General features: G+C 69.4%; 13 protein-coding genes. 4 read left to right on the top strand and 9 right to left on the bottom strand.

Going from position 1 to position 12,047, the window contains the following annotated elements:
• The 3 genes from C5F48_RS26160 to C5F48_RS18535 form a co-directional block, all read right to left on the bottom strand.
• Positions 1-154 (bottom strand): thiolase family protein (locus tag C5F48_RS26160; RefSeq protein ID WP_502525980.1); only part of this gene is annotated, 154 nt, incomplete at its 3' end.
• Positions 155-156: 2 nt separating this feature from the next.
• Positions 157-828 carry a 3-oxoacid CoA-transferase subunit B gene (locus C5F48_RS18540; protein WP_107665318.1) on the bottom strand — a complete coding sequence of 224 codons (672 nt, stop codon included), beginning with the start codon at positions 826-828 and terminating at the stop codon, positions 157-159.
• A gap of 1 nt (position 829) precedes the next feature.
• Positions 830-1,561 (bottom strand): 3-oxoacid CoA-transferase subunit A, encoded by a 732-nt coding sequence (locus C5F48_RS18535; RefSeq protein ID WP_107665317.1) that lies wholly within the window; start codon positions 1,559-1,561, stop codon positions 830-832.
• A gap of 125 nt (positions 1,562-1,686) precedes the next feature.
• On the opposite strand from C5F48_RS18535, the gene C5F48_RS18530 reads away from it, so the two are divergent.
• On the top strand, positions 1,687-2,448 hold the full coding sequence (locus tag C5F48_RS18530; RefSeq protein ID WP_107665316.1) for an IclR family transcriptional regulator domain-containing protein: 762 nt from the start codon (positions 1,687-1,689) through the stop codon (positions 2,446-2,448).
• A 3-nt stretch (positions 2,449-2,451) separates the two neighbouring features.
• Here C5F48_RS18530 and C5F48_RS18525 read toward each other — a convergent pair whose 3' ends face one another.
• The 4 genes from C5F48_RS18525 to C5F48_RS18510 are packed head-to-tail and all read right to left on the bottom strand — an operon-like array spanning position 2,452 to position 6,285.
• On the bottom strand, positions 2,452-3,246 hold the full coding sequence (locus C5F48_RS18525; protein ID WP_107665315.1) for an ABC transporter ATP-binding protein: 795 nt from the start codon (positions 3,244-3,246) through the stop codon (positions 2,452-2,454).
• Positions 3,243-4,274, bottom strand: a complete 1,032-nt coding sequence (locus C5F48_RS18520; protein ID WP_107665314.1) for a FecCD family ABC transporter permease — start codon at positions 4,272-4,274, stop codon at positions 3,243-3,245. Before C5F48_RS18520 ends, C5F48_RS18525 begins: the two co-directional genes overlap by 4 nt.
• Entirely contained in the window at positions 4,271-5,245 is a 975-nt protein-coding gene (locus tag C5F48_RS18515; RefSeq protein WP_245941368.1) for a FecCD family ABC transporter permease, read from the bottom strand. Before C5F48_RS18515 ends, C5F48_RS18520 begins: the two co-directional genes overlap by 4 nt.
• A gap of 47 nt (positions 5,246-5,292) precedes the next feature.
• A complete protein-coding gene (locus C5F48_RS18510) occupies positions 5,293-6,285 on the bottom strand; it encodes an ABC transporter substrate-binding protein (protein WP_107665312.1) in 993 nt (330 codons plus the stop codon).
• Positions 6,286-6,612: 327 nt separating this feature from the next.
• Here C5F48_RS18510 and C5F48_RS18505 point away from each other — a divergent pair, with 327 nt between their 5' ends.
• Positions 6,613-8,721 (top strand): TonB-dependent siderophore receptor, encoded by a 2,109-nt coding sequence (locus C5F48_RS18505; RefSeq protein ID WP_245941369.1) that lies wholly within the window; start codon positions 6,613-6,615, stop codon positions 8,719-8,721.
• 30 nt (positions 8,722-8,751) lie between these two features.
• On the opposite strand, the gene C5F48_RS26385 is transcribed toward C5F48_RS18505, so the two are convergent.
• Entirely contained in the window at positions 8,752-9,651 is a 900-nt protein-coding gene (locus C5F48_RS26385; RefSeq protein WP_107665310.1) for a helix-turn-helix domain-containing protein, read from the bottom strand.
• Between the two features lie 314 nt (positions 9,652-9,965).
• Between C5F48_RS26385 and C5F48_RS18495 the strand changes: the two genes are divergently transcribed.
• Entirely contained in the window at positions 9,966-10,436 is a 471-nt protein-coding gene (locus C5F48_RS18495) for an eCIS core domain-containing protein (RefSeq protein WP_258186530.1), read from the top strand.
• A gap of 8 nt (positions 10,437-10,444) precedes the next feature.
• On the opposite strand, the gene C5F48_RS18490 is transcribed toward C5F48_RS18495, so the two are convergent.
• Positions 10,445-11,590 carry a PLP-dependent cysteine synthase family protein gene (locus tag C5F48_RS18490; RefSeq protein WP_281269392.1) on the bottom strand — a complete coding sequence of 382 codons (1,146 nt, stop codon included), beginning with the start codon at positions 11,588-11,590 and terminating at the stop codon, positions 10,445-10,447.
• 120 nt (positions 11,591-11,710) lie between these two features.
• Between C5F48_RS18490 and C5F48_RS18485 the strand changes: the two genes are divergently transcribed.
• The coding region (locus tag C5F48_RS18485; protein WP_107665309.1) for an antitoxin Xre-like helix-turn-helix domain-containing protein at positions 11,711-12,047 on the top strand (337 nt) is incomplete at its 3' end.

The following is a 12,047-nucleotide window of genomic DNA, read 5'->3' as shown; positions in this document are numbered from 1 at the left end:
CGTCGTCCACGGCCTCCCAGTCGACGCCCGTGTTGCGCGCCATCAGCGCGCGCAGCGGCACGGCGCCGAGATCGTCGGCCCGCACCGAGGCGAGGGCGCCGCCGAACCGGCCGATGGGGGTGCGGATATAGTCGCAGATGAAGACGTCGGTCATGGTCAGAGCTCCGGAACGATGAGGTCGGCGATGGGGCCGGGCACGAGCAGCTCGGCGCCGGTCAGGGCCTGCAACTCGTCGAGCGACAGGGAGGGGAGTCTCTCGCGCAGCACGAAGCGCCCGCCCTCGATGTCGATCACCGCGAGCGAGGTGTAGATCCGGGTGACGCACGCGACGCCGGTCAGCGGCAGGCTGCAGCGCTGCACCAGCTTGGGCTTGCCGTCACGGGTGACATGGTCAGTGATGACCGCGACGCGCTTCGCGCCATGCACGAGGTCCATCGCCCCGCCCACTGCGGGCACGCCCTTCGGCCCGGTGGACCAGTTCGCCAGATCGCCGGTCTCGGCCACCTCGTAGGCGCCGAGGATCGCCACGTCGAGATGGCCGCCCCGCACCATGGCGAAGCTGTCGGCGTGGTGGAAGAAGGCGGAACCGGGCTTCAGCGTCACCGCCTTCTTGCCGGCGTTGATCACATCCCAGTCTTCCTGCCCCGGCGCCGGGCTCTCGCCGAAGTTCAGGATGCCGTTCTCGGTGTGGAAGATCACCTCGCGCCCCGGCGGCTGGTATTGCGCGACCTTCTCGGGAAAGCCGATGCCGAGGTTGACATAGGCGCGGTCGGGGATGTCCTGCGCGGCGCGCCAGGCGATCTGGTTGTTGGTGAGTTTCGCGGTCATCTCAGGCCTCCAGCGGATAGGCGGCGTCGGCGCGGTTGAGCACCTCTTCCTGATGCGGGTCGGAGACCTCGACCACGGTCTGCACGAAGATGCCGGGGGTGACGACGGTCTCGGGGTCGATGGCGCCCGCGGCGACGACCTGCCGGGCCTGCACGATGGTGTTGGCCGCGGCCATGCACATCAGCGGGCCGAAGTTGCGCGCGGCGGCGCGGTAGGTCAGGTTGCCATGCGGGTCGGCCTGCTCGGCCTTCACCAGCGCCACATCCGCCTTGAGCCAGCGCTCCTGCACATAGGGCCGCCCCTCGAATTCGGCGACCGGCTTGCCTTCGGCCAGATCGGTGCCGTAGCTCGTCGGCGTGTAGAAGGCCGGGATGCCCGCGCCGCCCGCCCGGATGCGCTCGGCCAGCGTGCCCTGCGGCACCAGCTCCAGTTCGATCTTACCGGCGAGATAGAGGTCGGTGAAGACCACCGGATCGGCCGAGCGCGGGAAGGAGCAGATCAGCTTGCGCACCATCCCCGCCTCGATCAGCGCGGCGAGCCCGACATGGCCATTCCCCGCGTTGTTGTTGACAACTGTCAACCCGGTCGGATGACCCGTGGCGCGGTAGCGGTCGATCAGGGCGTGGATTAGCTCGATCGGCGAGCCCGCCCCGCCGAAACCGCCGATCATCACGGTCATGCCATCATCGATCCCCGCCACGGCCGTGGCGGGGTCTGCGACTGTCTTGTCCATCTGCTGTTCCTCCGGCGCCACGGCCCTCCGCGGCTTTGTCTTGGAATAGGTGCGGGCAGGGCTTCCCGCAACCTGATGCGTGCGATATGCTGCATTTGTTGACATATCGCACAGAGGCGGCAGGGATGAGCATCAGCGAGCGCGACATCATGGGCGGCTTGGCCAAGGGGCTGGCGGTGATCGAGAGCTTCGACGCCGAGCGGCCGCGCCAGTCGATCTCGCAGGTGGCGGCGGCCTCGGGGCTTGACCGCGCGACGACGCGGCGCTGCCTGCTCACCTTGGCGCATCTGGGCTACGCCGATTACGACGGCAAGTTCTTCACCCTGACGCCGCGCGTGCTGCGGCTGGGGGCGGCGAGCCTTGCGGCGATGCCGCTGCCGCAGCTCGTGCAGCCCTCGATCGACCGGCTGTCGGAGCGGATCGGCGAAAGCTCCTCGGTCTCGATCCTCGACCGGGGCGAGATTGTCTATGTGGCGCGGGCGGCGCAGAAGAAGGTGATGTCGATCGCGCTGATGCCGGGCTCGCGGCTGCCGGCCTACTGCACCTCGATGGGGCGGGTGCTGCTGGCGGCGCTGCCCGAGGCCGAGGCGGCGGCGATCCTGGGCCCCGGCCCGCTGCCCGCGCGCACCGGGCGCACGCTGACCGATCCGGCCTTGGTTCTGGCCGAGCTGGCGAAGGTGCGGGCGCAGGGCTACGCGGTGATCGATCAGGAGGTCGAGCTGGGCCTGCGCTCCATCGCCGTGCCGCTGCACGACATCCATGGCCGCACCGTGGCCGCGCTGAACATCGGCCTTTCGGCCCGGCAAGAGACGGGCGAGGCGCTGGCGCCGCTCTATCTCGCGACACTGCAGCAGGTCCAGGCCGAGATCCGCGCGCTGTTGCGGTGAGAGCTACTTCCTCCCGTGCCGGCCGATCGGCAGCATCATCGGGCGGCCGGAGACCGGGTCGGTCAGGGTGCGGCAGGGCAGGCCGAAGACCGCCTCGACCATCGCCTCGGTCAGCACCTCCTCCGGCGGGCCAGCGGCGTGGACCCGGCCGGCGAGCAGCGCCACCAGCGTGTCGGCGTAGCGCGCGGCCAGGTTCAGGTCGTGCAGCACCATGACGATGGTCGCGCCGCGCTGGCGGTTGAGGTCGGTGAGCAGGTCCAGCACCTCGATCTGATGCGCGATGTCGAGGAAGGTGGTCGGCTCGTCCAGCAGCAGGAGGCCGGTCTGCTGCGCCAGCGCCACCGCGATCCAGACCCGCTGGCGCTGGCCGCCCGACAGCTCGTCCACCGCGCGCTCGGCGAGGTCGGCGGTGCCGGTGGCCTCCAGCGCTTCGGCCACCGCTTCGTCGTCGGCGGCGCTCCAGCGCGACAGGATGCCGTGATGCGGATGCCGCCCCCGGCTGACCAGATCGAGCACGGTGATGCCGTCGGGGGCCAGCGGGGCTTGGGGCAGCAGGCCCATCTGCCGGGCCAACTCGCGCGGCGGCATGCGGTGCACCGACTTGCCGTCGAGCAGCACCTGACCCGCCGCCGGGGCCAGCAGCCGCGACATGGTGCGCAGCAGGGTTGACTTGCCGCAGGCATTGGCCCCGACGATGGCGGTGATCCGCCCCTTCGGCACGGGGAGGCTCAGCCCCTGCAGCACCGGGCGCGGGCCATAGCCGGCCTTGATGTCGCTGACCACCAGCCCCTCGGTCATATCGCGCCTCCTGTCCGGTTCACCCGGATGATGAGATAGAGCAGATAGGGCGCCCCGATCGCCCCGGTGACCACGCCCACCGGGTAGCGGCCGGGCAGAAGCATCTGCCCGGCGTAATCGGCGAACAGCACCAGCGCCGCCCCGACCAGCGCCGCCGGCAGCAGGATCGAGCGGCCCGGGGCCGAGATCCGCGCGGCGATCGGGCCTGCGAGGAAGGCGACGAAGGCGATCGGCCCGGTGATGGCGGTGGCGACGGCGATCAGCCCCACCACCCCGAGGATGGTCAGGAGCCGGGTCCGCGCCAGCCGCACCCCGAGCGCCGCCGCCTTGTCGTCGCCGAGCCGCATCGCCTCGAGATTGCGGGCCTGGCCCAGCAGCAGCGCGCCGAAGACCGTGAGCGCCAGCAGCAGCGGCAGCGCCTCGGCCAGCCGCGCGCCGTTGACGCTGCCGGTCATCCAGCGCATCGCCTCCTGCAGGCTCCACTGCGGCGCCTTCAGCAAGAGGTAGCCGGTGACGCTCTGCAGCATGGCCGAGACGCCGATGCCCACGAGGATCAGCCGCGCCCCCGCGACGCCGTTGCGCCAGGCGAGAAGGTAGATCAGCAGCGCCGTGCCGAGGCCGCAGGCCACCGCCATGAGCGAGACGGCGGCCCCGCCCCAGCCCAGCACGACGATGGCGAAGACCGCGGCGGCGCCGCTGCCGGCGGTGATGCCGATGATGTCGGGGCTGGCGAGCGGGCTGCGCAGCAGGGTCTGGCAGGCCGCGCCGCCGAGGCCGAAGCAGAGCCCCGCCAGCACCGACAGCACCGCGCGCGGCAGCCGCAGCCGACCGACGGTGAAGGAGGCCCCGGGCACATCATGGCCGGCGAGCACCCGCAGCACGTCGAGCGGCGGCGTCAGGGTCTGGCCGACCATCAGCGTCAGCGCGAGACCGGCCAGCAGCAGGGCGAGCAGCCCGAAGAGCAGCCGCCGGCCGCGCCGCGTCTGGCCGCGGCGATGCGCGGCGATCTGTTGCGCTAGCCCTGTCACAGCTCGCGGATCCGTCTGCGGCGCACGATCCAGATGAAGGCGGGCGCGCCGACGAAGGCGGTGATGATGCCGACGTCGAGCTCGGCCGGGCGGGCGAGGATGCGGCCCAGCACGTCGGACAGGAGCAGGAGCACCGCCCCGGCGAGGGCCGAGAAGGGCAGCAGCCAGCGGTGGTCGACCCCGACCAGCAGGCGGCAGAGATGCGGCACCACCAGCCCGACGAAGCCGATCGGTCCGCAGATCGCGGTGGTCGCCCCGCAGAGCAGCACCGCGCCTGTCGCGGCGATGAACCGGGTCAGCGCCACCGGCACGCCGAAGCCCGCCGCGGTGTCATCGCCCAAGGCCAGCATGTTCAGGTTGCGCGCCGAGAGCAGGCTGAGGGCGAAGCCGGCGGCGAGGAAGGGCAGCATGGCGGTGATCGCCTCCGGCGTGGCGCCGCCGACGCCGCCGATCTGCCAGGATTGCACGCCCCCGGCGATGTCGGCGCGCGGCAGCAGGATCGCCACGGTCAGCGAGGAGACGGCGATGGCGGTGGCGGCCCCGGCGAGGGCGAGCTTCAGCGGCGTCGCCCCGCCGCGGCCGAGCGAGCCGATGGCATAGACCAAGGCGGCGGTCGCCCCGGCCCCGAGGATCGCGGTCCAGAGGAAGGCTGAGAGGGACTCGATGCCGAACCAGGCCATGCCGATCACCACCGCCATCGCCGCACCGGCGTTCACCCCGAGGATGCCCGGATCGGCAAGCGGGCTGCGGGTCACGCCCTGCATTACCGCGCCCGAGAGGCCGAGCGCCGCCCCTGCCAGCGCCGCCAGGAGGGTGCGTGGCAGGCGCACCGCCACCACGGCCTCGCCGATGCTGTCGCGACCGCCGCCGAGCGCCGAGGCGATCTCGGCCCAGCCGACATCTCGGGTGCCGATGACCACCGACAGGGCGCAGCCGGCCAGCAGCGCCGCCAGCACCAGCAGCAGCCACATGAGCCGCGTCCGGGGCCTGCGCACCGGCGTCTCTGTTGCGGTCCGGGTCATTCGGATTTGCGCGCGGCCTCGGCGAGGCGGGCGACGTAATCCTCCAGCACCCAGCCGATCGACAGCGGCGTCGGGTTGGCGGCGGTGCCGACGGGATCGTTGCCAAGCAGCACCAGGGCGTCATTGCCGACGGCCCGCATCCGCGAGGTCAGCGGGTTCTGCCCGACGCTCTGCCGCAGCGCCTCGCCGCCGTAGCTCACCACGATGTCGACATCGTCGAAGGCGTCGATCCGCTCGGCGCTGATCTCGCCCGAGTAGCTGCCGCCGGCGGAGGCCTCCCGCACCAGGGCGGGGGAGGCGAGGCCGAGATCCTCGAAGAACTTCACCCGCGTGTCATTGGTCGAGTAGAAGCGGAACGTGCTGAGGTCGCGGGTGTCGAGATGGGTGACGAACATCGCCGTCTTGCCCGCGATCTCGGCGTGGCGGGCGGCGGCGGCTGCGATCTCGGCTTCGATCCGGCCGATCAGCGCCTCGCCCTCGGCGGCGAGGCCCAGAGCGCTGCCGTTCAGCCGGATCATCTCGCGCCAGTCGGTGGCCCAGGGCGCGTCGCTGTAGGCGACCACCGGGGCGATCTCGCTCAGCGTGTCGTAATCCTCGCGGCTGAGTCCGGAATAGGCGGCGAGGATCACGTCGGGCGCGCTGGCCGCGACCGCTTCGAAGTCGATGCCGTCGCCCTCGTCGAACAGCGGCGGCGCCTCGGCCCCCAGCTCTTCCAGCCTCTCGCTGACCCAGGGCAGCAGCCCGTCGCCGTCGTCATCGCCGAAATTCGCCCGGGCGAAGCCGACGGGGACCACCCCGAGCGCCAGCGGCACCTCGTGATTGGCCCAGGACACTGTCGCCACCCGCTGCGGCCGCTCCGGGATCACCGTCTCGCCGAAGGCATGGGCGATGTTCAGCGGGAAGTTCTGCGCAACGGCGCCGGAGACGGCCGCCAGCCAGAGCCCGGCGCCGAGCAGGAGGCCGCGGCCGTGGGGGAGACGAATAGGCATAAGGGCTTTCCCGCTGCAGGACGCTTGATGCCCCGGGATTTCCACGTCCCGCCGCTGCGCGTCAACCCGCGGCAGCAGGGTTTCCGCCGCGCCGAAGCCACCTCACGCAGATTTTCCGGAGAATCCGACAATAACAGTCGGAATCTACAATACAGCCCCCGTCGGCTCGGTTAGGGCTGCGGCGCAATCCGGCCTTATGGCGGGAGCCTCGCCGTCTCCGGGAACCGGGCGGCGCGGTCGAAGCTCCGCCCGAAAACGCCACAGCAAGCAGATGCCGGTCCGGCGTCAGGCCAGCGAGAAACTGACATCGAACGTATGGAAACAGCCATGGACTACATTTCGCGTCCTTCTCCCCGCCACCGCTGCCTCGCAGCGCTTTTGATGGGATGCACCGCGCTGGTCGCCCTGCCCACGGGCGCGGTCGCGCAGGAGGGCGCGGAGGAGGACGGCAGCTTCCGCCTGTCGCCGATCATCGTCGATGTGGGCGCGGCCAGCGACGACGACGCGAATTCGGTCGTGGTGCGCGAGCTCTGGGTCGGCGGCAAGGTCGCGACCAGCATCCTCGACACCCCGGCCTCGGTCTCGGTGGTGACCCAGCGCGAGATCGCGCAACGCAACGCCACGACGACAGAGGAGGTGCTGCAATATTCCGCCGGCATCGTCACCGACTATTACGGCAGCGACGACCGCAACGACTATTTCCTGGTGCGCGGCTTCCAGGCCTCGACCTATCGCGACGGTCTGAGCCTTGGCGCGATGCGCGATACGCGGGAAGAGTCCTACGCTTTCGAGCGGGTGGAAGTCATGAAAGGCGCCAACTCCACCTTGTTCGGTGTCTCGGATCCGGGCGGTTCGGTGAACTTCGTGACCAAGACGCCGAAGTTCGAGCGTTTCGGAGAGGTCTATGGCCAGGTTGGCAGCAATGACCACAAGGAGCTGGGCTTCGACTTCGGCGATACGCTGAACCCCATGGGCACATTCGCCTACCGCCTGTCCGGCAAGCTGAAGGACAGCGCGCTGGATTATGACCACTCGCGCGATGACGACTCTTTCCTGATGGGCGGCCTCAGCTGGGCCCCGACCGATGACACGACGGTCACCGTGACCTTCGACCACCTCGAGCGCGACGCCACCCCCAACAGCGGCGGCTACCCGATCGACCGCGAATACGACCGCAGCGACTTCTTCGGCGAGCCGGACTTCAACGACCATGATGTGAAACGCGATACGCTGTCTGCGATGGTCCGGCACGACTTCGGCGGCGGGCTCAGCTTCAGCGGCAACCTCCGATATACCGATGTGAGCGACGAATTCGCGTATGTCTACATTACGGACACTGCGGGGCGGGTAGGTTCGTCCGTTGATCGCGACTATTATGGCTCGGCGAGCACGGCCGAGGAGATCGTCGGCAATGCGATCCTGCAATATGATGCGAGTTTCGGCACCGCTGACAGCAGCACGCTGCTCGGATTTGAGTTCCGCAATGTGGAGCAGAGCGTTCTCTCGATCTATGGCGACGCGGGTCCCATCGACATCGCCAATCCGGTCTACAGCGGCAGTCCCGCCAATCCTGTCGTGATCGAGGACAGTGAAAGCGACACCAAGACGAAGTCCGTCTTTGTGCAGCAGAACTTCTCCTTCAATGACAAGATCATTGCGACAGTTGGCTTGCGGCACGACTGGCTCGATCTCTCCAGAGACGGTGAGCACGATGAAGTCTCCGAAACGTCCCTCCGGGCTGCGTTGACCTACAAGGTCACGGACGAGGTTTCGGCGTATGTCAGTTTTGCCGAGTCCGTGGCGCCGCCCGATATGGGCGTCGAACCGGAGCGCGGCGAGCAATATGAAGTGGGCGTCAAGTACCAACCCGCCGGCACCCGTGCGCTTCTCTCAGCTGCGGTATTCGATCTGACCAAGAAGAATGTATCTGTGTCCTTACCGGTTGACGGTGGTGGCATCGAACGGCAATCGGTTGGAGAAACGCGCGTCCGTGGCTTCGAGCTGGAAGGCAAGGCCGAGATTGCGGACAACTGGGAAGTGATTGGCTCCTACTCCTATGTTGACTCCGAAGTTGTCCGCTCAAATCCGGTGAGAGGGGTTGACGTCGAGGGCAACGAATTCAGTTCGGTGCCAAACCACATGGCGTCGCTGTGGGTGAATCGCATCGTTCCGGCCACGCAGAACCATGGCGAAATGACCTTTGGTCTCGGCGCGCGATATGTGGGCTCGTATTTCTACGATGTTCGGAACAACACCGGCGCAAGTGATGCGACGACGCTCTTCGACGCGGCCTTCAGCTACGACATCGCCGAGAACACCGGCCTTTCGATCAATGTCAGCAACCTGTTCGACGAGCAGCATGTCGTCGGCAGCGGCACGGCGGACTACTACAACCCTGGCCGCACCATCACCGCCACGCTGCGCCGGACCTGGTGAGCGGAGCGCCCCGCCCTTCGGGGCGGGGCGTCAGGTCGGGCCCTCGCCGTGGCGGGCGCGGCGCCAGGCGACCGGGGTTTCGCCGGTCATCTGGCGGAACACCCGGGTCAGGTGGGCCTGGTCGGTGAAGCCGAGCCGGTCGGCGATCTCGGCCACGTTCAGCCCGCTGGAGCAGAGCAGGCTCTGCGCCAGGTCGACCCGCTGGCGCAGCTGCCATTGCAAGGGCGTCGTGCCGGTCGCGTTCTTGAACAGATGCGAGAACCAGCTTTCCGACAGGCCGATCGCTTCGGCCATCTCGGCCACCGTCAGGCTGCGCCCGCCCGCCATGCGGAACGCGCCTTCCAGCTTGCGCATCTGCGCCTGTGTCAGCCGCGCCTCGACCCGCCCCGTCTCGGCCTCCTCGAGATCCAGCAGCCCGGTCACCAGCCCCGCGACCAGCGCCTCGGCATGCAGCGCGTGGCGGTCGGGGCTGCGGGTCTCCTGCGCCAGGAGCCCGGCCAGGGCCTCGACCGTGGGCGAGGCCGGGCTCTCCGCCGGGCGGTCGAGCATGGCGAGCGCCGCCGAGCGGCCGAGGGCGGGGGCCAGCAGCTTCAGCAGCCGCTCGCTGTGCAGGTGGATGTCGAGATGCGAGAAGCTGTGCGCGGCGGTGAAGCGGGTCCACATCGGCAGGCCGGCGGGCACGTAGAGCACGCGGGGCAGCGGCCGGCCGCCGCGCGCCAGCCCGCCATCGTCATTCGTCAGGCGGATCGAGGAGACGTCGTTGAAGAACACCAGGATGCGTGGCTGGTCCGACAGGTAGTACCCCTGCGCCCCGCGCCCGCCCTGCGCCTCCCAGAACACGCTGGTGACGCCGTCCAGCGCACGCCAGCGCGCGGGAACGGTCGGCGTGATGCCGTCGGTCTGCCCGACAAATCTGTGCTGGAAGCTCATGCAGCCCGAAGCCCTCGGCGGGTGGAGAGAAGGTGATCGGCTGGCGTCTGGCTGGCTGCCCCCGACGTCGCACACTCCGCCGCCGGATGCAATCGCCGCGCCTTTGGGCCGTCTCGCGCCGAGTTGTTCCGCGTGACGGCCGCGGGCTCTGGACCGGCGGCATCGCGGCCCCTAGCTAGGAAGGAGGGCAGGCGGAGGGGGAGCGATGGGCAAGACCATGATCGGCCTGATCGGCGCGGCGCTGCTCTGGCCGCTGGGGGCCTTGCGCAGGGCGCGCCCCGGCATGGGCGCTGGATGCGCCGGCGACCGAGGCGTTGCTGCGCTCGCTGGCGCTCGGCGGGGTGCAGACGGCGACCGAGATGCTGGCGCGCTCGATCATGCTCTCGCGGCAGCAGGCGCTGGACGAGGGCACCGCACCGATCCCGGTGCTGATCCGGCAGCGGCTGGAGGGGCATGTGCCGAGTGAAGACCTCGACGCGGTGCGCTGGCGGGTCGGCGGCGGCGACGAGACCTCGCTGCAGTGGAACGCCATCGTCAACGGGCCGGCGACCGCGATCACCCTGCTCGACGTGGTGGTCTTCGAGGACGAGGGCGACGCGCTGGCCAATGCCGAACTCTGGGCGCATGAGCTGCGCCATGTCGGCCAGTACCGCGAATGGGGGCTGCGCGGCTTCAGCCAGCGCTACATCACCGACCACCAATGGGTCGAAGAAGACGCCATGGACTTCGCCGCAAGCTGGCGCGACGGCCGCAGCCTCCGGCCGCGCCCGAGGCCCTGGCCCTGAGCCGCAGCTCAGCTTATCGCCACATATTCCCCGGTGTCGAGGAAACGCTCCAGCATCGCCCGGTGCGGGGCGATGTCGATGCCGTGCTCGGCCAGCCACTCCGGGTTGTAGTAGGTCGCGGCATAACGGTCGCCGCTGTCGCAGATCAGCGAGACCAGCGAGCCCTGCCGGCCCTCGCGCAGCATATTGGCGGCGATCCAGCAGAGGCCGAAGAAATTGGTCCCGGTGGAGCCGCCGACCCGGCGGAACAGCCGGTCGGACAGCACATGCATGGCGGCGATGGAGGCGGCGTCGGGCACGCGGATCATGTGGTCGATGACCCCGGGGATGAAGGAGGGCTCCACCCGCGGCCGGCCGATCCCCTCGATCCTCGAACCTGCTGCGGTGGTCTCCATGTCGCCGCTCTGCCAGGCGTCATAGAAGGCCGAGCCCTCCACATCCACCACGCAGAGCCGGGTCGCGAGGTTGCGGTAGCGGATGTAGCGCCCGATGGTGGCCGAGGTGCCGCCGGTTCCAGCGCTCATCACCACCCAGTCGGGCACCGGATGCTCCTCGCCCTGCATCTGGCCGAAGATGCTCTCGGCGATGTTGTTGTTGCCGCGCCAGTCGGTCGCCCGCTCGGCATTGGTGAACTGGTCGAGGTAATGCCCGCCCGTCTCCTCGGCCAGGCGCTGCGCCACGGTATAGATCTCGCCCGCGTGGTCGACGAAGTGGCAGCGGCCGCCAAACCGCTCGATCGCCTCGATTTTCTGCCGGCTGGTCGTGCGCGGCATCACCGCGAGGAAGGGTAGGTCCAGCAGATGCGCGAAATAGGCCTCCGACACGGCGGTGGAGCCGGAGGAAGCCTCGACCAGCGTGGTGCCTTCGGTGATCCTGCCGTTGCAGATGCCGTAGAGGAACAGCGACCGCGCCAGCCGGTGCTTGAGGCTGCCGGTCGGATGGGTGCTTTCGTCCTTGAGATAGATCTGGATGCCGCGCAGCCCCTTGAAGGCCGGGTTCACCAGATGCGTGTCGGCCGAGCGCCGCCCGTCGCCCTGCAACAGCGCGATGGCATGGCGCGTCCAGTCGCGGTTCTCGCAGGCGGGCAGGGGGACAAGGCTCGGGCAGCAGCAGGTCATGGGGTCCTCGGGGTGGTGGCCGGTCCTGAAGACCATGCCCCGGCGCATTCGCCCAGCCGAAAATGCCCCCGGCGGGGCGGGTGGCGCTCGTGTGGTCCATATGGCCTTTACTAAAGGTCCATATGGGCTATACTCAACCCCCAAAGGAGACCCGCCATGCAGCTCGCCCTCAAGACCCGCGACCCCGCCGAGGTGAACGCCATCGCGCTGAAGGCCTATGGCCGGGTGGCCGAGGCCTGGGCGCTGAGCCAGAGGGAGGCGGCGGCGCTGGCCGACATGTCGGAGAGCACCTGGAAACGGGCGAAGAAGCCCGGCTTCACCGGCGAGCTGACCAAGGACCAGCTGCTGCGGCTCTCGGCGGTGATCGGCATCTTCAAGTCGCTCGACCTCTATTTCTCCGGCCCGCTGGCCCACAGCTGGATGACCCGGCCGAATGGCGGCCCGCTGTTCGGCGGGGCGCGGCCGGTCGATGCGGCGATCGACGGCGGCCTGC

The sequence above is a fragment of the Cereibacter changlensis JA139 genome (assembly GCF_003034985.1).
In the GTDB taxonomy this organism is placed as follows: Bacteria; Pseudomonadota; Alphaproteobacteria; order Rhodobacterales; family Rhodobacteraceae; genus Cereibacter; species Cereibacter changlensis.
The sequence above is the reverse complement of the archived record's forward strand: the minus strand, read 5'-3'. Positions and strand labels throughout refer to the sequence as shown.

Bases quoted from the DNA above. Each gene is read 5' to 3' on its own strand.
- C5F48_RS18510 (WP_107665312.1), bottom strand. From the start codon at position 6,285: ATGCCTATTCGTCTCCCCCACGGCCGCGGCCTCCTGCTCGGCGCCGGG.
- C5F48_RS18505 (WP_245941369.1), top strand. From the start codon at position 6,613: ATGGACTACATTTCGCGTCCTTCTCCCCGCCACCGCTGCCTCGCAGCG.
- C5F48_RS18535 (WP_107665317.1), bottom strand. From the start codon at position 1,561: ATGGACAAGACAGTCGCAGACCCCGCCACGGCCGTGGCGGGGATCGAT.
- C5F48_RS18530 (WP_107665316.1), top strand. From the start codon at position 1,687: ATGAGCATCAGCGAGCGCGACATCATGGGCGGCTTGGCCAAGGGGCTG.
- C5F48_RS26385 (WP_107665310.1), bottom strand. From the start codon at position 9,651: ATGAGCTTCCAGCACAGATTTGTCGGGCAGACCGACGGCATCACGCCG.
- C5F48_RS18490 (WP_281269392.1), bottom strand. From the start codon at position 11,590: ATGGTCTTCAGGACCGGCCACCACCCCGAGGACCCCATGACCTGCTGC.
- C5F48_RS18540 (WP_107665318.1), bottom strand. From the start codon at position 828: ATGACCGCGAAACTCACCAACAACCAGATCGCCTGGCGCGCCGCGCAG.
- C5F48_RS18515 (WP_245941368.1), bottom strand. From the start codon at position 5,245: ATGTGGCTGCTGCTGGTGCTGGCGGCGCTGCTGGCCGGCTGCGCCCTG.
- C5F48_RS18525 (WP_107665315.1), bottom strand. From the start codon at position 3,246: ATGACCGAGGGGCTGGTGGTCAGCGACATCAAGGCCGGCTATGGCCCG.